We start from the raw sequence: 23,786 nt of genomic DNA on the forward strand, positions 1-23,786 counted from the left end.
CTAAAGCAATAAAAAAATAATGAAAGGCGTATTATTAGTAAACCTCGGATCTCCGGATAGTCCAACACCAAAAGATGTAAAACCGTATTTAGACGAATTTTTAATGGATAAATATGTGATTGATGTTCCGTATTTATTGAGAGCATTGTTGGTTCGTGGCATTATTTTAAGAAAAAGACCGGAAGAATCGGCACATGCCTACGCAAAAATTTGGTGGGAAGAAGGTTCTCCATTAGTGGTGCTTTCAGAAAGAATGCAGAAAAAAGTACAGCCTTTGGTAAATGTTCCAGTGGCATTAGCAATGCGTTACGGAAGTATGACTATTGAAAAAGGACTTCAGGAATTGCATGATAAAGGCGTGAATGAAGTATTACTTTTTCCTTTATATCCGCAATATGCAATGGCTTCTACTTTGACTATTTTGGTTAAAGCTGAAGAAATTCGCAAGAAGAAATTTCCAAACATGATATTTACAGATGTTCCGGCATTTTACAACAAACCCGATTACATCAAGAATTTAGCCGATTCGATTCAGAAACATTTAGTTGGATTTGAATATGATCATTTGTTGTTTTCGTATCACGGAATTCCAGAGCGTCATATCCGCAAAACAGATATAACCAAATCACATTGTAAAATTGATGGTTCTTGTTGTAATACACCATCTCCGGCGCATGATTTCTGTTACCGTCACCAATGTTATGAAACTACAAGACAAGTCGTAAAATTATTAGGACTTCCTGAAGATAAATACAGCCTGACTTTTCAATCTCGTTTAGCGGGTGATAAATGGCTTGAGCCTTACACCGACGTAGAAATTGATAATATGCCTGCAAAAGGAATCAAAAACCTGGCAGTTGTAACTCCGGCTTTCGTTTCAGATTGCTTAGAAACTCTGGAAGAAATTGCCATGCGCGCCAAAGAAGATTTTGAAGCCAATGGCGGAGAAGAATTTTTAGCAATTCCGTGTTTAAATGACGATGATGAATGGTGTGAAACGGTTGGTAACTGGATTAACGATTGGGCAAAATAGAAAAGTAGAAGCAAGAGCAAAGAAAATAGACTTTCATGGAATATTATAACTACTTAAAATCACTGCATCTTATTTTTGTAATAACCTGGTTTGCCGGTTTGTTTTATATTGTGCGTTTGTTTGTGTATCAAATTGAAGCCAATGAAAAACCTTCGCCGGAAAAGGAGATTTTACAAGCCCAATACAAAATTATGACGTATCGTTTATGGTATATTATCACCTGGCCATCTGCAATTTTGGCGAGTATTTTTGCTTTTTGGATGCTGTTTTTTACTGATTTAGGAAATGCATGGCTCAAAATGCCCTGGATGCACGTAAAATTGTGTTTTGTTTTTCTTTTGTATTTGTATCACGGAAAATGCCATCAGATATTCAAACAATTACAGAACGATGAGGTAAAATATACTAACAACTTCATGCGTTTATGGAATGAGGGCGCAACAATTATTTTGTTTGCCGTGGTATTTTTAGTAGTTTTAAAAAACGCGATCAACTGGATTTTCGGAGTAGTCGGAATTATTTTATTTTCCGTTTTAATTATGCTGGGTTTCCGTTTTTATAAGCGTATTCGCGAGAAAAAATAGTTTTTTAGTTTCAGGTTTCAAGTTTCAAGTTGCCTAACGCAACGTAACCTGAAACTTGAAACCTGAAACAAACAAAACAAAAATTATGCTGAACAACTTCAAAATGTCAATGCTTTCGCTTCGTACCAGGATTTTCCTGTCGATGATTGTATTGATTGTTGTGGCATCATTTTTATTGGCTTCGATTTCGATTATTCAGTTTAAGAATGAAGCCAAAGAATACCATCAGGAACGTTTAGAACGAAAAGAAAATGCTGTAAAAGAACATATCAATTATGTTCTGGCAACGACAACTTATCCTTTAAAAACAGGCAATCTGGATTTGATTTTTAAAGATAAAATCCATGAATTAGCCCAGATTCACAAAATCGAAATCAATATTTACAGCCTTAGCGGAAAATTATTAAAATCCTCCAAAGAATCTTTTGCCGTTGATAAAGTAGCACCTCCAATTCCAGAGTATATCCTGAAACTGGTTCGTTCATCTATCGAAAAGCGTTTTGTAGATATTAAAACCATCGATGGTGTTAAAAACAGATCATCTTATAGTTTAATAAAAGATGAAAAGTTCAAACCCCTCGGAATCTTAAATCTTCCCTATTTAGAAGATGATGGCTATTATGACAACGAATTGAACACTTTCCTGATTCGTTTAAGTCAGGTATATTCATTTATGCTATTGGTTGCATTTGCCTTAGCTTATTTCCTCTCGACCTACATCACCAAATCTTTAAAAACCATTTCTGATCGTTTAGAAGAAACTAACCTTGACCAGAAAAACGAAAAAATTGTATTAGAAGCAAACAGCAAAGAAGTCAACTTTCTGATCAAAGCGTATAACGGAATGGTGGATAAACTAGAAAGCAGTGCCATCAAGTTAGCGCAAAGCGAAAGAGAAGAAGCGTGGCGTGAAATGGCTAAACAGGTTGCGCACGAAATTAAAAATCCATTGACACCAATGCGTTTGACAGTTCAGAGCTTTCAGCGAAAGTTTGATCCTTCTGCTCCTGATGTTAAGCAAAAAATGAATGATTATTCAGAAACCTTAATTCAGCAGATCGATACAATGACTGCGGTAGCTTCGGCATTTTCTAATTTTGCTTCGATGCCGGCACAGCAAAACGAAACTTTAAATGTAGTTGAGGTTGTCGAACTGGCTTTGGATATTTTCAATGAAGATTATATTTCTTTCGAAAGTGAAGAAGAAGAAATTATCTCCAAAATGGATCGTACGCAATTGATTCGTGTGATTACCAATTTGGTTAAAAATGCAACTCAGGCTATTCCGGAAAGTCAGTTTCAAAAGTCAATTGTAGTTACTGTGAAACGGATCAATGACACTGTTGAAATTGCAGTAAAAGACAACGGAATCGGAATTCAGAAGCTGGATACCGGACGGATTTTCGAACCAAAATTTACCACCAAAACCAGTGGAATGGGTCTTGGACTCGGAATTATAAAAAACATCATCGAAAATTACAAAGGAACAATTACCTTTGAGTCAGCATACGGAAAAGGGACAACTTTTACCGTTTCCCTGCCTATTACCAACTCTTAAAACAGCGGTCATGAATTACGAAAATATTTTAATTTCTATAGAAGAAAAAATCGCTACAGTAACGATTAACAGACCTGAAAAGCTTAATGCTTTAAACAAAGCAACTATCTGCGATCTTAGCAAAGCAGTTAAATTATTGGGTAAAAATGAAGATGTCCGAGTCATCATTTTGACCGGAAGTGGTGAAAAAGCATTTGTGGCCGGAGCTGATATTTCAGAATTTGCCAGTTATACTATTGTTGAAGGGGCACAATTAGCCGCTGAAGGTCAGGAATCCTTATTCGATTATATTGAAGGCTTAAAAAAGCCTGTAATTGCGGCTGTAAATGGTTTTGCACTGGGAGGCGGATTAGAACTGGCCATGGCCTGTCATTTTAGGGTAGCATCCGATAATGCAAAAATGGGTTTACCTGAAGTAAGCTTAGGGCTAATTCCGGGTTACGGAGGAACACAGCGCTTACCACAATTAGTTGGGAAAGGCCGTGCCATGGAAATGATCATGACCGCAGTGATGATTTCTGCAGAAGAAGCCAAACAATACGGTTTAGTAAATCATGTAGTGCCTCAGGCTGAACTTTTATCTTTTACAAATGTAATTGCTCATAAAATCATTAAAAATGCTCCATTTGCACTCAGTAAAGCTATAAAAGCGATCAATGCAAATTTTGAAGATGGCAAAAATGGTTTTGACACCGAAATAAAATCATTCGGAAAATGTTTTGGAACTCAGGATTTTAAAGAAGGTACAACAGCTTTTTTAGAAAAACGTAAAGCGGAGTTTACAGGAAAATAAGCTATTTTACAAAGTTACACCAGGATTTCACAGAGACTCACTAAAAATTTTATACAAAGCTTTGTGTAACTTTGTGGTACAATTATCTAATACAATTATTATGTACGAACCAATATTTGCTCTTTTTTGCGAACGAGTTAAAGAAAGTATCCAGGCCGGAACTTTCGCAAAATTAACTTTAGCCAAAACTATGGGTGATACCGAAATCAAAAACATTTATTTCAGATTAGTTCTGAATGAAGATGATACATTTTCGATTTCATTAACAACACGTTACAAAACAGAAGAAATAGAAAGCGTTCATACTTTGGATGAAGCTTTACTAATCTTAGGATCGTACATCAAAAAACCATTTTTGACAGCTCTCCTTTTTACAACAGATAATGATGTAACGTTCAAAGTCAATAAAAAAAACGCCGGGAGTATTATTGAGCAGCCGCCAACATTTAAAAACGCATCACCTGTAATGCTGGAAATGATTGAGAAAGGTATCGTTTAAAAATAAACAACAAAAAGAATAAAAAATCCCAAAACGACTCATTTATTGAAGTTTTGGGATTTAATTTTTTGGGATTCTCTGTGAAACGTCTTTGCTAATCTCTGTGAAATATCCGCTTAAATCAACTTCACAAATAAATTAGAAGCTATTTTGTTTGAAATTGATAATTCTCTGTTGTCAATTTTAATTTTTACAGATAAATCAAAAGATTCTTTGAATAAGAATTCAATTTTGGATCCCAAGGCAATTCCTTGTTTGTCCAGATATTTCAGAAATTCTGATGAAGTATCTTTTACGCCTACACAAACACCGGTTTGATTCTCAGATAATTCAGAAAGCAAGTGTTTTTCAATTTTAATAATGCGTCCATTTGCATCAGGGATTGGATCTCCGTGTGGATCTTCGGTAGGGTTTCCCAGAAAATCATCCAGACGGTTAATCAATTGTTCCGATTTGATGTGCTCGAGTTGTTCAGCAATTTCATGAACCTCATCCCAGCTGAAATTTAGTTTTTCTACCAAAAACACTTCCCACAAACGATGTTTTCTAACAATCATTTTAGCAGCCAGTTTTCCATTTTCGGTTAATGAAACTCCCTGGTATTTTTTATAATTCACCAAATCTTTTTCGGATAGCTTTTTAAGCATATCAGTAACAGATGATGCTTTGGTTTCCATCATTTCAGCAATGGCATTCGTACTGACTTCCGTTTCTAATGAAGCAGTCAGATGATATATGGCTTTAAGGTAGTTTTCTTCGGAAAAAGTCATTTTTTTCTTTTTTGAGGTTCAAAAGCTCAAAGTTACATAGGTTCAAAGACTAAAACTGAACCTTTGCCTCTAATTTTATTTAACAATCAACAAAGGTATTGAAATTTTATGTCTCAATTTGTCTACGGTTGTACCAAATAAAATATCTTTTAATCCAGTGTGGCCGTGTGTTCCCATTACTAAAATGTCAAAATTACCTTCGTTTATAATTTTCGGAATTACTGCGTTTGGTTTTCCAAAACCTAATTCGGTTTCAATGCTAAATCCTTTCTCAGAAAGCATTTCTTTATACTCTAATAATAATTTTTCGTCGATTGTAGTTTCATGATCATGTACATGAACGCCATACATTAAAGCGCCAACAGTTTCTACAACGTGAATTAATGTATATTGAGCCTGTAGTCCTCCTAATTCAAAAGCTTTATTTAAAGCAGCACTGTCAGCATTCGAAAAATCTACAGAAACAGCAATATTTTTAATACTTTGACTTTCCTTAGGCGTGAATTGAAGCTGAAGATTGTGTGGTGAGTGATTTAATGTTTTTGATTTGACTTTAGCAATAAAAGGTTTAAAGACAATGTAAAGCAGCAAAGCAAAAAGACCTAAGGCCAATGGAACTACGGTAAGCCATAAAACGATTGGATTTTCTGAATTTTCCAGCCACGAAGTGATTTCGTCATACACTAATTTTGCATTAAGAGAAACAATAATCGAAGCAATAATCCAGGAAACAACCTGCGTAAGTTTAGAGATGTGAAAACCATTCATCTTCGATTTATCACTCACAAAATGAATAAGTGGAATGATAGCAAATCCTAACTGCAGACTCAAAATCACCTGACTTAAGATCAATAGCTTTCCAGTTACGCTTTCACCATAAATTAAGATTACGATAACAGCAGGAATAATCGCAATTAAGCGGGTGATAATTCGGCGAACCCAAGGCTGTATTCTGAAATGAAGATAACCTTCCATTACAATTTGCCCAGCCAAAGTTCCCGTTACGGTTGAACTTTGCCCGGCAGCAATTAAGGCGATTGCAAACAAAGCCGGAGCCCATTTGGTCCCTAAAATCGGTTCCAGAAATTGATGTGCATCCTGAATTTCGGCGACTTCATACATCCCGTTCTTGTGAAAGGTAGCGGCAGCTAAAATCAAAATCGCGGCATTTACAAAAAAAGCAAGATTTAAGGCAATTGTTGAATCGATGAAGTTGTATTTCAAAGCTTGTTTGATTCCGGCCGGAGTTCTGTCGAATTTTCGGGTTTGTACCAAAGAAGAGTGTAAATAAAGATTATGCGGCATAACCGTTGCGCCAATAATTCCAATGGCGATATATAAAGCTGCTGAATTAGGAATAGATGGAATTAATCCCTCTAAAACCTTATGCATTTCAGGTTCTGCAAAAATCATTTCGAAGATAAAAGAAAATCCAATAATCGCTACTAAAGCAATAATAAAGGCTTCCATTTTGCGAATTCCTTTATTAATCAGGAAAAGTAACAAAAACGTGTCTAAAACAGTTATTAAAACAGCTTCAAGAAGCGGAATCCCAAAAAGCAGATTAATTCCAATCGCCATTCCGAGAACTTCTGCCAAATCACAGGCGGCAATAGCAATTTCCGCCAGAAAATATAAAATGTAGTTGATCGGTTTTGAGTACGTCTCTCTTGAAGCTTGTGCAAGGTCACGTTGTGTTACAATTCCGAGGCGAGCGCTTAAACTTTGCAGTAGCAAAGCCATTAAGTTACTCATTAGCAGAACCCAGAGAAGAGTATATCCAAACTGACTTCCGCCTGCAATATCTGTAGCCCAGTTTCCGGGATCCATATACCCAACACTTACCAAATAAGCGGGACCCAAAAAGGCTAATATTTTTCTGAAACCTGTTTTTTTATGTTCTGTAGAAACCGATTGGTTAACTTCTTCTAATGATTTTGTCATTCGTAATATATTGATTTTCCAAATATATAGAAAAATTACATTAGAGCAACAATATTTTTAGTCTTGCCTAAAAGTTAAATGTTCGAATTCAAACAATTTGGGCATAAACCTGATAAGGTAAAGTTGATTTCTTTTACTTTATAATTATGCGGCATAATATAACTTGGCTTGACATTTTCAAGACAAGTAATTTCATGACAGTTTTCACAGCTGAAATGAGCATGATTATGAATATGTACCCGCTGATGCGAATGATTGCATTTTGCATATTTTACAGTACCGTCAAGATTCGAAATTTTATGAATAATGTCATCATTCATCAATCGCTCCAAAATTCTATAAATGGTCACACGATCGCAAATTCCATTTAATTGTTTTTGTATTTCTGTATGGGACAAGGCTGTTCTCGATTTCTCAAAAACCTCTAAAACGGCCGTCTTTGCTGTAGTGTTACGTGTTTTTTTCATTTATTCCGAAAAAATTAAAAATATCGCAACAATGTTGCGATTTAATAAAAATGCATATATTTGCAATAAAGTTGCGTTAACAAATGTATTAAAAAATGAAGAAAACCACGACTAATATTTATGATATTTTAGGAATTTCAAGTGCAGCGATTTGCCTGGTTCATTGTTTGATTTTTCCAATGCTTACGATACTGCCTTTGGGTCTAAGTCACAATCCTTTTATCGATTTAGTTTTTGCATTCTTGGGAACATTTGCTGTTTCAAAAATTATTCAAAAATCAAATATATTAATTTCTGCTGTTTTAACTGTTTCGATGGGTTTAATTTGGATTAGTATCCTGAGCGAATTATTTCTGGATATTCATTTACACCTAATTTATTTTGGAGGTGTTGGAATGATTATAGGCCATTTGCTAAACTATAAATGGCATAAAAAACAAAATCATTAAAATCAAGGATTATGAAAAAAGACAATTTTGATGTAATTATCATTGGCGGAAGTTACAGCGGTTTATCTGCAGCCATGAGCTTAGGGCGTTCTTTGCGTCAGGTTTTGGTTATTGACAGTGGTTTACCCTGCAACAGACAAACACCGCATTCTCATAATTTCATAACGCATGATGGAGAAACGCCAGCTGCTATTTCGGCGAAAGCCAGACTACAATTGGAACTATATAAAACAGTTCAGTTTTATAATGGATTAGCCATAAAAGTCTTGCAAGCGGAAAATGGTTTTGAAGTCACAACTGAATCTGGCGATGTTTTTACAGCAAGGAAACTTTTATTTGCAACCGGTGTAAAAGACCTGCTTCCGGAAATTAAAGGATTTGCAGATTGCTGGGGAATTTCGGTTTTGCATTGCCCGTATTGTCATGGCTATGAAGTTAAATACGAAAAAACAGCTATCATTGCTAATGGAGAAATGGGTTATGAATATGCCAAATTGATTTCAAACTGGACAAAAGACTTGAGATTGTGTACCAATGGAAAATCAGAATTAACGCCTGAACAAACACAAATTCTTAAAAATCATGGTGTTTTGATTTTGGAAGAAGAAATAAATTTTTTCGAAAATAATGCCGGATATATCTCAAATATTGTTTTCAAAAATGGAGAAAAGATTGCTGTAAAAGCCATTTACGCAAGACCGCCATTTCAACAACATTGTCAGTTACCACAAGTTTTAGGTTGCGAACTCAATGAACAAGGATTGGTAAAAGTAGATTTTATGCAGAAGACAACCGTTCCTGGTATTTACGCAAGTGGAGATGCTACCACCCAAATGCGTTCTGTGGCTTTGGCAGTTTCTTCAGGATCTTTTGCGGGAGCAGCAATCAACAAAGAACTTATTGACGAGGATTTTTAACGGATTGAAATTGAATTGTTTTAAAAAACTTTATCAGTTTTTATTGTTTGTCGAATTTAATTTTTAGATTTGTCTAAATTTAATTTTATAACAATGAAATATTTATTTTCGATATTATTTATAATTTCGGCAAAAGTCACCTTTTCACAAACCATATCCGGAAAAGTCTCTTCTGATGATCCTACAGCGGAAATTAATATCAGATTGATAAATACTGATTTTAAAGCGCAAACAGACAGTTTAGGTAATTATAAAATAGAAAATCTAACTCAGGGTAACTATAGAATTCAGGTAACCTCGACTGGATTCAAACCAGTAACCCAAAAGTTTTCTATTGTTGAAGGACAAAATTTAACTCTTGATTTTGAATTAAAAGTAGATAAAAATGAACTGAATGAAGTGGTAGTTTCCGGGACTTTAAAACCGGTAAAAAGACTGGAAAGTGCAGTTCCGGTTGAGGTTTATTCACCGGTTTTCTTCAAGAAAAATCCAACTCCAAGTATTTATGAGGCACTTCAAAACATAAACGGCGTTCGTCCACAGCTGAATTGCGGGGTTTGCAATACAGGTGATATTCACATTAACGGGCTCGAAGGTCCGTATACTTTGGTCATGATAGACGGAATGCCGATTGTCAGCAGCTTATCTACAGTTTATGGGTTAAGCGGAATACCGAATTCGTTGGTCGAAAGAATCGAGATTGTAAAAGGTCCAGCTTCGTCTTTGTACGGAAGTGAAGCGGTTGGTGGCCTGATCAATATCATTACCAAAAACCCAACCAGTGCTCCGGTTTTTTCAGCCGATTATTTTGCAACTTCTTATTTTGAAAGCAATCTTGATTTGGGAACTAAATTTAATGTTGGCAAAAGAGCCACATCAATCGTAGGTTTAAATTATTTCAACTATGATCAGGTAATCGACAAAGACAAGGATAATTTTACAGATGTGACACTTTCAGAGAGGATTTCGCTTTTTAATAAATGGAGTTTTCAGCGAAATAATAATCGATTGTTTACGGTTGCGGTTCGTGGAATGTACGAGGATCGCTGGGGCGGAGATGTTCGCTGGGAAAAGCAATTCCGTGGAGGCGATGAAATTTACGGCGAAAGCATTTACACCAAAAGAGGTGAATTAATAGGAAGTTATCAATTGCCGTTTGAAGAAAAACTGATGCTTTCGTTCTCTGGAAATGTGCATTATCAGGACAGCCGTTACGGAACAACTTCGTATATCGCCAATCAGAAAATTGGTTTTTTACAATTGACCTGGGATAAAAAAATCGGTCGAAATGACCTTCTTGCCGGGATCGCAAGTCGATATACTTATTATGATGACAATACAACGGCAACAAAAGAAGCTGAAAGCACGTGGTTGCCGGGAATTTTTGTTCAGGACGAAATTACCTTTTCTCCTAAAAGTCAGATTTTACTAGGAATGCGTTATGATTACAATTCTATTCATGGTTCTATTTTTACACCAAGATTTGCTTACCGGTTTAAAGCAAATGAAAATACAATTTTCAGACTGAATGCCGGAACCGGATTTCGGGTTGTTAATCTTTTTACTGAAGATCATGCTGCGCTTACAGGCTCCAGAGATGTTGTAATAGCAAATAATTTGAATCCGGAACAATCTGTAAATGTGAATTTAAATTATATTCAGAAGATAAACTTTGGTAACGGAACTTTTATGGGAATCGAAACAACAGCTTTTTATACCCGTTTTAGCAATAAAATCATTTCAGATTACGAAACAGATCCCGATAAAATCATTTATGATAATATTGATGGTTATGCTTTAAGCCAGGGAATCAGCACCAATATTGATTTGAATTTTCCTTCCGGTTTAAAATTTATTGTTGGGGCAACGTTTCTGGATAACAAAAATGTGGAAGGCGGTATTTCGCAAAGACCTTTTCTAACTGAGAATTTCACCGGAACCTGGAGTGTTTCCTATAAAATTCAACCGTGGAATCTGTCTTTAGACTATACCGGAAATTTGTACAGTCCAATGAAACTGCCTTTGTTGAGTGAAACCGATCCAAGAAGCCCTGAATCGCCGTGGTATAGCATTCAGAATATTCAGTTTACGTATTCGGGATGGAAGAATTTTGAGATTTACGGCGGAATCAAGAACCTGCTTAATTTTACGCCAATGCAAAATAATCCGTTTTTGATTTCAGGAGCAGAAGATCCTTTTGATAAAAATTCTGATGGACTGCCTTTTGATACCACTTATGTGTATGGCCAGAATCAGACTATTCGTGGTTTTTGGGGATTGCGCTATACATTTAGGTAAATTTTGCATTTTTTGAATCTGTGGCAATAAAAAACATGAAAAAGCTATTTCTATTCATTCTTTTCTTCAGCATTACTTCAGCCGGATTTTGTCAGTTGAAAAGTCATTCTTTTGAAGCAATTGATAGCTTACAACAAATCCAAAAGCGAAAAATAATCGTTTTTATTCATACAAATTGGTGCCAGTTTTGCCAAAGGATGAAAAGTACGGTTTTCAAAAATCAGGAAATTATTCAAAAACTAAATTCGGATTTTTACTTTGTTGACTTTAATGCAGAAGGAAAAGATGCTGTAAGATTTAATAATCAGACTTTTAAATACCGGCCAACAGGAAATAATGTTGGTGTTCATGAATTGGCTTTACAATTAGGAACGATGAACAATCAAATTGTTTATCCGGTTTTGTGTGTTCTAAATGAGAAATACGAAATCATTTTTCAATATAGCAGCTACCTGAAACCACAAGATTTTAAATTGCTTTTGGAAAAATTGAAAGAATAAATTTTCTTATTTTTGAAAATGGATTCCTCTCAAATCAAACACTTCGATTATATTTTTACCGGAGCAGGTTTATCTGCCTTGATGACTGTTTACAAAATGATTCAATCCGGAAAATTCACAGACAAATCAGTTTTGCTACTGGATGAAAATTCAAAAAAAACAAATGACAGAACCTGGTGTTTTTGGTCTGAAAATCAAACTTTATGGGATTCAGTTATTTCTAAAAAATGGAATTCGGCATCATTCGCTAATGAAGATTTCAGGCGTAATCTAGACTTAAAACCCTATCAATACAATCAAATTCGGGGATTAGATTTTTACAATTTTGTTTTGAATGAAATTTCCAAACACTCTAACATTACTTTTCTAAACGAAAAAGTTACCGATATCAATGAACTCGAAACACACGTTTTTGTCGGAACAGAAGAGAGCCGTTTTACCTGCAGTTATTTATTCAACAGTATTTATACAAAGGCTTTTGCTGAAAGTCAAACGAAATATCCAGTTTTGAAACAGCATTTTATAGGCTGGTTTGTAAAATCAGAAAACGAAATCTTTACTCCTGAAAAAGTGATTTTCATGGATTTTTCGGTAGAGCAAAAAGGAAATACCAGATTTATGTATGTTTTGCCAATTTCCAAAACCGAAGCTTTGGTTGAATATACTTTATTTTCAGAAAATTTGCTTTCAAAAGAAGAATACGAAAAAGAGATTGAAATTTATCTGAAGAAACTCGGCGTAAGTCAATACAAAATTCTGGAAAAAGAGCAGGGAAGTATCCCAATGACCAGTTTCCCTTTTTGGAAAAGAAATACAAAACGTGTCCTCAACATCGGAACTGCCGGCGGATGGACAAAGGCGAGTACCGGATATACCTTTAAAAATTCAGATAAAAAGTCGTCAAAATTAGTTACCTATCTTCAAAATAAAGACCCAAAAATGTCTTTCTTTCATAAAAAAAGCAAATTTTGGTTTTACGATTTATTGCTTTTGGACATACTCTACCGCCACAATGAATTAGGAAGTTCAATCTTTTCCTCTTTATTCAAAAAAGGAAATCCCGCTTTAATTTTTAAGTTTTTAGATGAAGAAACGAGTTTGTTTGAAGATCTTAAAGTGATTTTGAAATGTCCTAAAGTACCGTTTATCAAAGCTTTGTTTAGAGTGATTGCTAAGTGAAAATTTCTCACGCAGATTCTACAGATTAAGCAGATTCTACTGTTACATTAGATAAAAAATCTGTAAAATCTGTAAAATCTGCGAGCCAAAAATACATAAGGACTATTGAAGATATATCAGGATGTAATTTAGACTTTCGGCTTTATGACTTTCAAACATTCAACTTCCATCAATCGAACTATAACAAAACTTTATACTTCAAATTAACTAGTTGCGGGGAAACTTTGTAACTTTGCAGTTCAAAAGTAAAATTTAAAAATAAAAAATATGTATCCACAAGAAATGGTAAAACCAATGGAGGCTGAATTAACAGCTGCTGGTTTTCAAGATTTACATAGTGCGGAAGCTGTTGATAATGCCATCAAAGCTGAAGGTACCACATTAGTCGTTGTGAATTCTGTTTGCGGTTGTGCAGCAAGAAATGCACGTCCGGGAGCAAAAATGAGTTTAGAAGGCGCTAAAAAACCAGATCACTTAATTACAGTTTTTGCTGGTGTTGACAAAGAAGCAGTTGATGCTGCAAGACAACACATGTTTCCTTTTCCTCCATCTTCGCCAAGTATGGCTTTATTCAAAAACGGAGAATTGGTTCACATGTTAGAGCGTCACCACATCGAAGGCCGTCCGGCTGAACTAATTGCTGAGAATTTACAGGATGCTTTTAACGAGTTTTGCTAATTCTTAAGCTTCTAAGTTTAGGGACAGAGGTCCAAAGTAACAAAGCGACAAAGATTTTGTAAAGCACCTTCGGGTGCTTTTTTTATGGATAAAAGTGAAAAAACTTAGAACTTTAGAAGCTTTGCCACTTAGAACCTTTTTTCCTAACTTTGCGGCTTCAAAAAATATTCTCAACTTAAACTGTTTATAGCATGCAACTGTACAACACCTTAAGCGCAGAAGAAAGAGCCATCATGATTGATGATGCCGGTAAACAACGACTCACGTTGTCTTTCTATGCGTATGCCAAAATTCAAGATCCCAAAAAATTTCGCGATGATTTATTTGTAGCCTGGAATAAGCTCGATGCTTTAGGCCGAATTTACGTTGCCACAGAAGGAATAAACGCCCAAATGAGTATTCCTGAAGAAAATTTAGAAGCTTTTAGAGCAACTCTTGAGATTTACGATTTCACGAAAGGCATACGTTTGAATGAAGCTGTAGAACACGATGACCATTCGTTTTTAAAACTGACGATTAAAGTCCGTGATAAAATTGTGGCCGACGGTTTAAACGACGAAACTTTTGATGTTACCAATATTGGTGTCCACCTGAAAGCAAAGGAATTTAATGAAATTCTTGATGATCCAAATACGATTGTAGTCGATTTTAGAAACCACTACGAAAGTGAAGTGGGACATTTCAAAGGCGCCATTACTCCCGATGTAGAAACTTTCAGGGAAAGTCTGCCAATTATCAACGAACAGCTTCAGAATCATAAAGAAGATAAAAATCTGGTAATGTATTGTACCGGTGGAATTCGCTGCGAAAAAGCCAGTGCATATTTTAAGCATCAGGGATTTAAAAACGTTTACCAGTTAGAAGGCGGAATCATTAATTACGCCAAACAGCTTAAAGAGGAAGGTTTGGAAAGCAAATTCATTGGTAAAAACTTTGTATTTGATAATCGTCTGGGTGAAAGAATTACAGAAGATATCATTTCGCAATGCCACCAATGCGGAAAACCTTGCGATAACCACACCAATTGTGAGAATGACGGATGTCATTTATTGTTCATTCAGTGTGATGAATGTAAATCGGCGATGCAAAACTGCTGTTCTGCAGAATGTCTTGAAGTTGTAAACATGCCTTTGGTAGATCAGGTAAGACTGAGAGCCGGAAAACAGGTTGGAAATAAAGTTTTCAGAAAAGGAAAATCGGATAATTTAAAATTCAAACATTCAGGAGAACTGCCAAATGTAGCCTTAGGTGCTGCTGAAAAAGCACTTGACATTCGTCAAAAGGTAAAAATCAAAAAAGTATTGTTAGGAAAAGCAGAACATTATTATGTAAAAGCGCAAGTTGGACAATTTACTGTTGAAAATAATGAATTGAACAGCGGTGATAAAATCTTAATTTCCGGACCAACAACTGGAGAACAGGAAATGATTTTAGAAAAATTCATTGTTGACGGAACTGAAACTCAAATAGCTAAAATTGGTGATAAGGTCACTTTTGAAGTGCCATTCAGAATTAGATTGTCTGATAAAATATATAAGATTTTAGGATAAATTTATTTTAAAACTAATTCAGGAAACCTATTTTGTATTTAACAGAATAGGTTTTTTATTTTATTCGCTGGAAAAATCAAGTTCATCAAAGTCTTCAATTTCAGATAACTTAATCAATTTTGTTCTACTGATTTTAGTTTCTTTTTTCTCAAAAATTTCATCATCATCATAAGTGTTTTCATTGATGTTTTGGTTTACGATTTTTTTGTGTGTTAGGAAATTGATACTTGTTTCTGTGAGAACAATTGGTCCCCGGTTACTGCTTCCATCGTAACCAATCAACTCTAAATCATTATTTTGAAGTCTAAATGTATAAGACCAATATCCATATCGGCCGTGACTGTAATTAATAAATAGTTTGTTTTTATCGATTTGAAAGTCGAGTTCCGGGGCATAATAAACACCGCCATCTTCGTTTTCAGAGGAGAAGCAATTATAATTTTTAACCGCTAATTCATAGCCGCTTTTTTTATTTAAAAGAACGATAATTCCTCTGCGATTTCGATCTAATTTACCTCGATATTCATGGGTAATAAATTTACTTTTATCTGTGCCTTTTATAATTAATACACAATCTTCTAATCCGTCTTTATTTAGATCGCCGTAAATGGTGTCAAAAGGCATATGATTTTTAGGGATAAAATCAGCAAGATTCTTTTTGATTTCGATGGCAGGTTCTTCGACTTCGGGAATTTCTTTTAAATCGACAACTTCTGCTTCCTGTGATTTTTTACTTGTTTTAGAATCTTTACAGCTGTTTAATACATAAAGTAGCAGAATTGTTATAATAACTAAGCAATATTTCTTGATCATAATCAGGCAATTTTTATATAAGATGAGGGTAGTATTCTGATAATTCTTAAATCCCAAATTTAGCATCAATATGATGCTTTTCAGCATACGCTTTTCCAGCATTCATTAATTTGGTAAACCTGACATCAGCTTCAGTTTGAGTTGAGGCATCAAAATCGGCTATTGCTTTTTGAATTTCTTCAGGTGATGCTTTTTCGTCCTTCATTTTAGCAATTGGCAAATAACCTTCCTTTTGTTTTGCAATTACATAAGAAAATAAGTTTTTAGATGCCTGAAGCATTTCTTTATTGTCATCATCTTCCGTTATATCATTAATTTTTTTTAATTGAATTTCTAAATTTGATATGTTGTATTTAAAAGCATCCTGATAAGAAGACGGAATCATCTTTTTTTGGCTTTCGTCATAAACCAGAGCTTCAGATTCCAGCTTATTGCTGATTTCCTTACCGCCAAATCGGGATAACAAATTCGAATTTAGAACGGCAATATCAAAAGTCTTCTCGGGTGAAAAATTGCTGCAGGAAGTAGAAACCAAACTTCCTGTAATTACTACTAAAAATAGGATGGTAGTATTTAATATTTTTTTCATTTTTAATTCTGTTATTATTTATCCTTTTAATATTTTGCTTTTCTCGCTTTCAAATTCTTCCGAAGTCAGAATTCCGGCATCTAAAAGTTCTTTTAAATCCAGTAATGCTTTTTTTTTGCCTTCCATAGCATTTCCTGAATCTGTTTTTTGCGGTTCTTCTTTCTGAATTGGTGTTACAACCGTTCCGGAAGGCGCATATTTCAGAATCAATTCGGTAATTTCATTGAAACCTTTCACGTTCGAATAGTCAATTGCTTTTTGTTCTTTTACGTTTACAATTGAAGCATCGGCTTTGTTTTCCAATAAATATTTTACCACATCTTTTTTTCCGTTGGCTGCGCTGTAATGCAAAGGCGTATTTCCGGACTCGTCCTGAATATTGATGTTGGCTCCGGCTTCAACCAGTAATTTTACCATGCTTAAATTGCCTTTTTTGGTGGCAACATGCAGCAGACTTTCTCCGCCATAAGTATAAGAACTGTTTAGTGTAAAACTAGAGTCGTTCGAAATATTAGTCGCACTAACAATCCAATCCAAGTAGTCGTTCATAGAAGAAGTATCCTGAGCGACAGGTTTGCTGTAATTAACATCAACTCCGTTATCTAAAAACAAGGACACAATCTCCTTTTGATTATTCGCGCAGGCGTACCAAATTGGTGAGTATCCATTATTGTTTGAAGTTAAAACATCTGCACCTCTTTCGACTAATAATTTAGCCAACATTCGGTTGGTTTCGTAGCAGGCGATTAAAAGTGCATTTTCTCCCGAATGATTTATGTGATTAATAGCTGCACCATTATCCAAAAGCAAGGTCACCATCGGAATTGATTTGGTATAACAAGCGTAAATCAAAGGGGTATTTCCTTGTTTATCTGTCACATTAATATCAGCTCCTTTTTCTAAAAGCAACAGAATTATTTCACGATTTAATTTTGCTGATGCTAATAACAATGGTGTTTCTCCATTGTTATTCAGTAAATTGACGTCAACTCCGGCTTCTAGCAACTTTATTGCAATTTCAATTTGAGCTGTCTGGACTGCTAAATGTAAAAGGCTGTTCCCGTATTTATCGTTTTTGGTAATTTCGGCACCATTTTCCAAAAGATACAAAGCTGTTTGCTTTTGTTTTTGAAGGCAGGCAAAATACAGAGGCGTTTCTCCCTGATGATCTTCGTAATTAATATCGGCACCGTCTTCGGTCAGGATTTTTACAATATCCAGATACCCTCTGTGAGCGGCATAATGAATTGCGGTTCTTCCTTTTTCGTCTGTATATTTTACATCCACTTCTTTATTCTGAAGCAGCAATTCGGCTATTTTTCTGTTTCCGTTTTCGCAGGCAATTATAAATGACATTGACATGTATGAGGATTTTAAGTTTATTGTTTCATCAAAAGTTCTACCGTTTTAATTTTCAGATTATCTCCGGAAGCAAGCATTAAGGCAGTTTCATCTTTATCGTTAGTAATCGAAATATCTGCTCCTTGTTCCAGTAGTAATTTTACTTTTCGATAGGTTTCTTTCGCCATTTCTGCATCATAGTTAACGTTGTAAGCACATACTTTATGCAAAATGGTATTTCCATGATTGTCTTGTTCATTGATGTCTAAAGAAACATTACCTAAAACCGATTTCAGGATATCCGATTTCTTTTCTACAATAAAATCAATTCCAGATTTAGGCTGTCCGTAATATTGTGCACAAAAGTTTACATCAGCGCCATCAGACAATAATCTTTCTAAAAACCGGATATCACTTTCCGAACCAGAAACAGAACTGATAAAATTAGTCAATAACGTTCGTCCGTCTCTGTTCACAACATTAAAATCAGGTGAAGAAATTGAGGCTAAAGAATCGTACATATCATAAGAAAACTGCTCCGCAACAGCGTAATAAAAAGCAGTGTTGTCCTGGTTGTCTGTTTCGTTTGGATCTGCACCATTTTCGAGTAAGAACGGAATCAATTCTTTTTTGTTTCTTTTAACCGCCGATATAAGTGGAGTAGTGCCAACAATGTTTTTTTCGTTAATGTCAACTCCATTTTCCAGAAGCAATTTGATGTATTCTTTTACTTTCTCTGCATCTAAACCATAAGTATTTAGTGTTTTGAAAATTAAATTTTCGCCGGCATTGTTTTTATATTGCGTATTTGTACCGAAATCATCAATTAAAACTTTAATAATTTTTGGAGAAATACCTTTTTCAAGGAAATATCCCAGCAAAGTCTGATCGCTGATTTCGTCATTAATATTATCTGCTTTTGACATCAATTCTTTGAAAAAAGAAATCGATTCTTCGTCATCTTTCAGATAAAGACTCAAAGGAGCAAAAATGGATTTGTCAAAACTGTCCAACTCGTAAATATCAGTTTCGATAATACGGGCATTTATTAATTCTTCTATGAAATCAATTTCTTTGGCTTCAATTATTTTGGCTGCGATTTGAGAAAAATTGTTTTTAAGATATTGTTCATTAAAATTTTCTCCGTTATTTAGACATTCTCTGGCCTCGTCAAATTTTCCCTGAAAAAGGAAATTTTCAATCTGGTTTTGTGTTTGCATTTGAATATATTTAAAAGTGGAAGTTTAAGATTTTTAATTCAGGTTTCGTTTGTAATTATGGATTTCGAAAACGATGCTGTAAGATAAAACATAAAATTCAGAAATATATTTCAGGATAAAAATTTAAAATCACATTTTAACCAACAAAACAAGCGGAATACAATTTTTGAGCAAAAATATCATTAAGCTCGAAGAAAATCTGAAAGCAGAATTATGAAAAATAGATGTAATAAAGAGTCATATTTTATTTAACAAACCATTAGTTTTAATCGATAAAATGCAAACTAAAAAAAATACTATCTTTACCGATCAAACGTTTATGAACTTAAGTTGCACTTTTGCAACACTACATATAGAATTATGGCATGTACAAGTTGTTCAACCTCAGATGGCGGCGCACCAAAGGGTTGTAAAAATAATGGGACTTGCGGCACCGACAGCTGCAATAAATTAACGGTTTTTGACTGGCTTTCGAACATGAGCCCGTCAAATGGAGAAGCAATTTTTGATTGTGTTGAGGTTCGTTTTAAGAACGGCCGCAAGGAATTCTTTAGAAATTCAGAAAAATTAACTTTAAGTATCGGTGATATTGTAGCTACTGTTGCTTCACCCGGACATGATATCGGAATTGTTACTTTGACAGGCGAATTGGTAAAAATTCAAATGAAGAAAAAAGGAGTAAATCCTGAAAGCAATGAAGTTCCCAAAATTTACAGAAAAGCATCTCAAAAAGATATCGATATCTGGTCAGTAGCTAGAGATCGTGAGGAACCAATGAAAGTTCGTGCCCGTGAATTGGCGATTCAGCATAAGCTGGAAATGAAAATTTCGGATATTGAATTTCAGGGTGATGGATCAAAAGCGACGTTTTATTACACTGCAAACGATCGTGTCGATTTTAGAATGCTGATTAAAGATTTTGCTAAAGAATTCAGTACAAGAGTCGAAATGAAACAAGTTGGTTTCCGTCAGGAAGCAGCCCGTTTAGGAGGAATCGGTTCTTGTGGCCGTGAACTTTGCTGTTCTACCTGGTTAACTGATTTTAGAAGTGTAAATACTTCAGCAGCGCGTTACCAACAGCTTTCGCTAAACCCTCAAAAATTAGCAGGACAATGCGGAAAATTGAAATGCTGTCTAAATTATGAATTAGACACGTATATGGATGCATTGAAAGACTTCCCGGATTACGATACTAAATTAGTGACCGAAAAAGGAGATGCAATCTGTCAAAAACAGGATATTTTTAAAGGATTAATGTGGTTTGCTTACACGAATAATTTTGCAAACTGGCACGTTTTGAAAATCGATCAGGTAAAAGAAATTATTGCCGAAAATAAACAGAAAAATAAAGTTTCTTCACTGGAAGATTTTGCTATCGAAGTAATTGCAGAACCTGAAAAAGACTTCAATAATGCAATGGGTCAGGAAAGTTTAACACGTTTTGATCAGCCTAAAAAGAAGAAAAAACCAAACAGAAAACGCAAAAATGCTGAAACTGCAGGTGTTGTGACTCAAACAAAGCCGCAGCAGGATAAAAACCACAATAATAATCCAAAACCATCAGGAAATAATAAACCTTCCGGAGGAAATCAAAATCAGCAGAACAAACAAGCTAATCCGAACAATCAAAATAACCAGAACAAACCGAATAATAATAAAAAACCAAATCATTCGAATAAGCCCAAATCGAATGATAATAAACCAGCTGAACCTAGAAAACCTATAATTATTACTAAAAATGAGAATAAAAAATAGCGGAATTCTTCTTTTGGCAGCTATACTTCTTTTTTCATGTGATAAAAAAAGAGTATTTGATGAGTACAAATCTGTTGGAAGTGCCTGGCACAAAGACAGTATTGTAACCTTCGATTTGCCAGTTTTAGACTCCACAAAACGATACAATTTATTTGTAAATTTGAGAGATAACAACAATTATCCGTTCAATAATTTATTTTTAATTGTAGCTATAGAAATGCCAAACGGATTTACAAAAGTAGACACACTTGAATATCAAATGGCAAATCCGGACGGGACGCTTTTAGGTAATGGCTTTTCCGATATTAAAGAAAGTAAACTGTACTTGAAAGAAAATGTGAAGTTTAGAGGTAAATACAAAGTTCACATCAAGCAAGCTGTAAGGCAATCAGGAAAAATTCCCGGAGTTCAGGAGTTAGAAGGTATCACAGACGTAGGTTTTAGAATAGAAAAAAAAGATTAGACAATAGTTATGGCTGCTAAAAAAAACAATCAATCAAATACAGTAAAAGATATTAAATACTATCAAAAAAAATTCTGGCGAATTTTTGCATACGGTTTATTAGGTCTTTTAGCTTTCTTTTTATTTGCTTCCTGGGGGCTTTTTGGTTCAATGCCTTCTTTTGAAGATCTGGAAAATCCGGATTCCAATCTGGCTACCGAAATTATTTCTTCAGATGGAGTAGTAATTGGTAAGTATTTTAAAACCAACAGATCACAGCTTAAATATTCTGATTTGCCAAAAAACCTGGTAGAAGCTTTAGTTGCTACTGAAGATGCCCGTTTTTACGAGCATTCAGGAATTGACGGACGTGGAACTTTAAGGGCTATTTTTACTTTAGGAACTAATGGAGGTGCGAGTACCCTGACACAGCAATTGGCAAAACAATTATTTCATGGAGAAGGTTCCAAATTCCTTCCTTTCAGAATTGTACAAAAGATAAAAGAATGGATTATTGCTATTCGTCTGGAAAGACAATATACCAAAAACGAAATCCTGGCAATGTACTGCAACGTTTATGATTTCGGAAATTATTCGGTTGGAGTTAGCTCAGCGGCACAAACCTATTTCTCCAAAGATCCAAAAGATTTAACAGTAGATGAGTCGGCAATATTGGTAGGAATGTTCAAAAACTCAGGATTATACAATCCTGTTCGGAATCCTGAGGGTGTTAAAAATCGTCGAAATGTAGTGCTTTCGCAAATGGAAAAAGCAAAAATGATTACAGATTCTGAAAAAACAAGACTGCAGGGATTACCAATTTCTTTAAAGTTTAAATTAGAGAGTCACCGTGAAGGAACAGCAACTTATTTTAGGGAATACCTTCGTGATTACATGAAAAAATGGATGGCAGATAACAAAAAACCGGACGGATCAGATTATGATATTTACAAAGACGGTCTAAAAATATATACGACTATCGATTCAAGAATGCAGGCTTATGCAGAAGAAGCAGTTTCTGAACACATGAAAAATTTGCAACAGCAGTTTTTTATTGAGATGAAAACCAATAAAAATGCACCTTTTGTCAGTATTACCCAAGCCGAAACTGAGAGAATCATGATGCAGGCGATGAAGAATTCTGTTCGTTGGGCCCAGATGAAAGAAATGGACAAAAGTGAAGATGATATTATAGCTTCATTCAAAGTTAAAACAAAAATGAGAATCTTTACCTGGAAAGGAGAGCGTGACACGACTATGACGCCAATGGATTCTATTCGCTATTACAAACACTTTTTACAATCCGGGTTAATGGCAATGGAACCGCAAACAGGTGCAATTAAAGCGTGGGTTGGCGGAATCAATTATAAATATTTTCAATACGATCACGTAGGGCAGGGAGCAAGACAAGTAGGATCTACTTTCAAACCTTTTGTTTATGCAACAGCTATTGAACAATTGAATATGTCTCCTTGTGATTCCATTTTAGACGGACCGTTTATGATTCACAAAGGGCGTCATCACGTAACAGAGGACTGGGAACCAAAAAACTCAAACCATACTTACCGCGGGATGGTAACTTTAAAACAAGCGTTAGCCGGTTCCATCAATACCGTTTCTGCAAAATTAATAGACAGAACCAGTCCTGAAGCTGTTGTAGAACTAACACGAAAATTAGGTGTTAAAACTGAAATTCCGGTACAGCCTTCAATCGCATTGGGAGCTGTTGATATTACTGTGGAAGATATGGTGGCTGCCTACAGCACATTTGCCAATCAGGGAGTGTATGTAAAGCCGCAGTTTTTAAGCCGTATTGAGAATAAAAGTGGTGAGGTTATTTATGAACCAATTCCGGAATCGCACGACGTTTTAAATAAAGATATTGCTTTTGCAGTAATCAAGTTGCTTCAGGGTGTTACAGAAACCGGTTCGGGAGCACGTTTGCGTACGCAAGGCGGAGGGAGTGGTGACAACCGCTGGACAGGTTATCCATATATGTTTACGAATCCTATTGCCGGTAAAACGGGAACTACGCAAAATCAGTCAGACGGTTGGTTTATGGGTATGGTTCCAAATTTAGTAACCGGAGTTTGGGTAGGTTGCGAGGACCGTTCAGCACGTTTCAAAAGTTTGACCTATGGACAGGGAGCTACCGCTGCATTGCCTGTTTGGGCCTACTTTATGAAAAAATGTTATGCTGATCCGGGACTTCAGGTTTCAAAAGCAGAGTTTGAGCGTCCGGCTAATCTTTCTATCAAAGTGGATTGTTACACAAGACCAGCTGCTGTTGTAAAAGATACTACCCAGACAGAACAAAATACAGAAGAGTTCGAACTATAGTTTTAGCTTTTTTAAAAGATAAATATCCTTTTGTTGCCATCTTTATTTAGATGAATACAAAAGGATA

The 23,786-nt window shown here is 35.2% G+C and carries 22 protein-coding genes; 15 read left to right on the top strand and 7 right to left on the bottom strand.

The annotated features are described in order from the left end of the window. Positions 1 to 19 precede the first annotated feature (19 nt). The 5 genes from hemH to DMB68_RS13170 all read left to right on the top strand — a co-directional run bounded on the left by hemH (position 20) and on the right by DMB68_RS13170 (position 4,467). Positions 20 to 1,033, top strand: coding sequence for a ferrochelatase (gene hemH, locus DMB68_RS13150; protein WP_110347141.1), 1,014 nt, complete (start codon positions 20 to 22; stop codon positions 1,031 to 1,033). 35 nt (positions 1,034 to 1,068) lie between these two features. Further along, complete coding sequence (locus DMB68_RS13155; RefSeq protein WP_110347142.1) at positions 1,069 to 1,617, top strand: CopD family protein; 549 nt, start codon at positions 1,069 to 1,071, stop codon at positions 1,615 to 1,617. A gap of 142 nt (positions 1,618 to 1,759) precedes the next feature. After that, entirely contained in the window at positions 1,760 to 3,175 is a 1,416-nt protein-coding gene (locus tag DMB68_RS13160; RefSeq protein ID WP_110347143.1) for a sensor histidine kinase, read from the top strand. Between the two features lie 10 nt (positions 3,176 to 3,185). Further along, positions 3,186 to 3,968, top strand: a complete 783-nt coding sequence (locus tag DMB68_RS13165; protein ID WP_110347144.1) for an enoyl-CoA hydratase/isomerase family protein — start codon at positions 3,186 to 3,188, stop codon at positions 3,966 to 3,968. Between the two features lie 100 nt (positions 3,969 to 4,068). Continuing rightward, positions 4,069 to 4,467 carry a hypothetical protein gene (locus tag DMB68_RS13170; protein ID WP_110347145.1) on the top strand — a complete coding sequence of 133 codons (399 nt, stop codon included), beginning with the start codon at positions 4,069 to 4,071 and terminating at the stop codon, positions 4,465 to 4,467. A 116-nt stretch (positions 4,468 to 4,583) separates the two neighbouring features. Here DMB68_RS13170 and DMB68_RS13175 read toward each other — a convergent pair whose 3' ends face one another. The 3 genes from DMB68_RS13175 to DMB68_RS13185 form a co-directional block, all read right to left on the bottom strand. Continuing rightward, positions 4,584 to 5,237 (bottom strand): metal-dependent transcriptional regulator, encoded by a 654-nt coding sequence (locus DMB68_RS13175; protein WP_110347146.1) that lies wholly within the window; start codon positions 5,235 to 5,237, stop codon positions 4,584 to 4,586. A gap of 75 nt (positions 5,238 to 5,312) precedes the next feature. Next, entirely contained in the window at positions 5,313 to 7,181 is a 1,869-nt protein-coding gene (locus DMB68_RS13180; protein WP_110347147.1) for an Nramp family divalent metal transporter, read from the bottom strand. A gap of 74 nt (positions 7,182 to 7,255) precedes the next feature. Continuing rightward, complete coding sequence (locus tag DMB68_RS13185; RefSeq protein ID WP_110347148.1) at positions 7,256 to 7,648, bottom strand: Fur family transcriptional regulator; 393 nt, start codon at positions 7,646 to 7,648, stop codon at positions 7,256 to 7,258. A gap of 95 nt (positions 7,649 to 7,743) precedes the next feature. On the opposite strand from DMB68_RS13185, the gene DMB68_RS13190 reads away from it, so the two are divergent. The 7 genes from DMB68_RS13190 (at position 7,744) to trhO (ending at position 15,219) form a co-directional block, all read left to right on the top strand. Beyond that, positions 7,744 to 8,097 carry a MerC domain-containing protein gene (locus DMB68_RS13190; RefSeq protein ID WP_110347149.1) on the top strand — a complete coding sequence of 118 codons (354 nt, stop codon included), beginning with the start codon at positions 7,744 to 7,746 and terminating at the stop codon, positions 8,095 to 8,097. Between the two features lie 11 nt (positions 8,098 to 8,108). Continuing rightward, positions 8,109 to 9,014: an NAD(P)/FAD-dependent oxidoreductase gene (locus tag DMB68_RS13195; protein WP_110347150.1), complete on the top strand. Its 906-nt coding sequence runs from the start codon at positions 8,109 to 8,111 to the stop codon at positions 9,012 to 9,014. A 93-nt stretch (positions 9,015 to 9,107) separates the two neighbouring features. Next, on the top strand, positions 9,108 to 11,312 hold the full coding sequence (locus tag DMB68_RS13200) for a TonB-dependent receptor (protein WP_110347151.1): 2,205 nt from the start codon (positions 9,108 to 9,110) through the stop codon (positions 11,310 to 11,312). Positions 11,313 to 11,347: 35 nt separating this feature from the next. Next, positions 11,348 to 11,812: a thioredoxin family protein gene (locus DMB68_RS13205; RefSeq protein WP_110347152.1), complete on the top strand. Its 465-nt coding sequence runs from the start codon at positions 11,348 to 11,350 to the stop codon at positions 11,810 to 11,812. Positions 11,813 to 11,830: 18 nt separating this feature from the next. Continuing rightward, positions 11,831 to 12,991, top strand: a complete 1,161-nt coding sequence (locus tag DMB68_RS13210) for a lycopene cyclase family protein (protein WP_110347153.1) — start codon at positions 11,831 to 11,833, stop codon at positions 12,989 to 12,991. Between the two features lie 267 nt (positions 12,992 to 13,258). Beyond that, positions 13,259 to 13,669 (top strand): BrxA/BrxB family bacilliredoxin, encoded by a 411-nt coding sequence (locus DMB68_RS13215; protein WP_057115385.1) that lies wholly within the window; start codon positions 13,259 to 13,261, stop codon positions 13,667 to 13,669. 191 nt (positions 13,670 to 13,860) lie between these two features. Beyond that, complete coding sequence (trhO, locus tag DMB68_RS13220) at positions 13,861 to 15,219, top strand: oxygen-dependent tRNA uridine(34) hydroxylase TrhO (protein WP_110347154.1); 1,359 nt, start codon at positions 13,861 to 13,863, stop codon at positions 15,217 to 15,219. 60 nt (positions 15,220 to 15,279) lie between these two features. Here trhO and DMB68_RS13225 read toward each other — a convergent pair whose 3' ends face one another. The 4 genes from DMB68_RS13225 to DMB68_RS13240 are packed head-to-tail and all read right to left on the bottom strand — an operon-like array spanning position 15,280 to position 19,182. Beyond that, on the bottom strand, positions 15,280 to 16,032 hold the full coding sequence (locus DMB68_RS13225; protein ID WP_110347155.1) for a hypothetical protein: 753 nt from the start codon (positions 16,030 to 16,032) through the stop codon (positions 15,280 to 15,282). 46 nt (positions 16,033 to 16,078) lie between these two features. Continuing rightward, positions 16,079 to 16,621, bottom strand: a complete 543-nt coding sequence (locus DMB68_RS13230; protein ID WP_110347156.1) for a hypothetical protein — start codon at positions 16,619 to 16,621, stop codon at positions 16,079 to 16,081. Between the two features lie 18 nt (positions 16,622 to 16,639). Then, positions 16,640 to 17,983: an ankyrin repeat domain-containing protein gene (locus DMB68_RS13235; RefSeq protein WP_110347157.1), complete on the bottom strand. Its 1,344-nt coding sequence runs from the start codon at positions 17,981 to 17,983 to the stop codon at positions 16,640 to 16,642. A gap of 17 nt (positions 17,984 to 18,000) precedes the next feature. Continuing rightward, a complete protein-coding gene (locus tag DMB68_RS13240; RefSeq protein ID WP_110347158.1) occupies positions 18,001 to 19,182 on the bottom strand; it encodes an ankyrin repeat domain-containing protein in 1,182 nt (393 codons plus the stop codon). A 360-nt stretch (positions 19,183 to 19,542) separates the two neighbouring features. Between DMB68_RS13240 and DMB68_RS13245 the strand changes: the two genes are divergently transcribed. The 3 genes from DMB68_RS13245 to DMB68_RS13255 are packed head-to-tail and all read left to right on the top strand — an operon-like array spanning position 19,543 to position 23,719. Further along, a complete protein-coding gene (locus DMB68_RS13245) occupies positions 19,543 to 20,937 on the top strand; it encodes a PSP1 domain-containing protein (RefSeq protein WP_110347159.1) in 1,395 nt (464 codons plus the stop codon). Beyond that, positions 20,921 to 21,400 (top strand): gliding motility lipoprotein GldH, encoded by a 480-nt coding sequence (locus DMB68_RS13250; protein WP_110347160.1) that lies wholly within the window; start codon positions 20,921 to 20,923, stop codon positions 21,398 to 21,400. The genes DMB68_RS13245 and DMB68_RS13250 overlap by 17 nt, the downstream gene beginning before the upstream one ends. Before the next feature lie 9 nt (positions 21,401 to 21,409). Then, on the top strand, positions 21,410 to 23,719 hold the full coding sequence (locus DMB68_RS13255) for a penicillin-binding protein 1A (RefSeq protein ID WP_110347161.1): 2,310 nt from the start codon (positions 21,410 to 21,412) through the stop codon (positions 23,717 to 23,719). The last annotated feature ends 67 nt before the right edge of the window (positions 23,720 to 23,786 follow it).

Origin of the sequence: Flavobacterium hydrophilum (assembly GCF_003202405.1) — a bacterium.
GTDB lineage: Bacteria > Bacteroidota > Bacteroidia > Flavobacteriales > Flavobacteriaceae > Flavobacterium > Flavobacterium hydrophilum.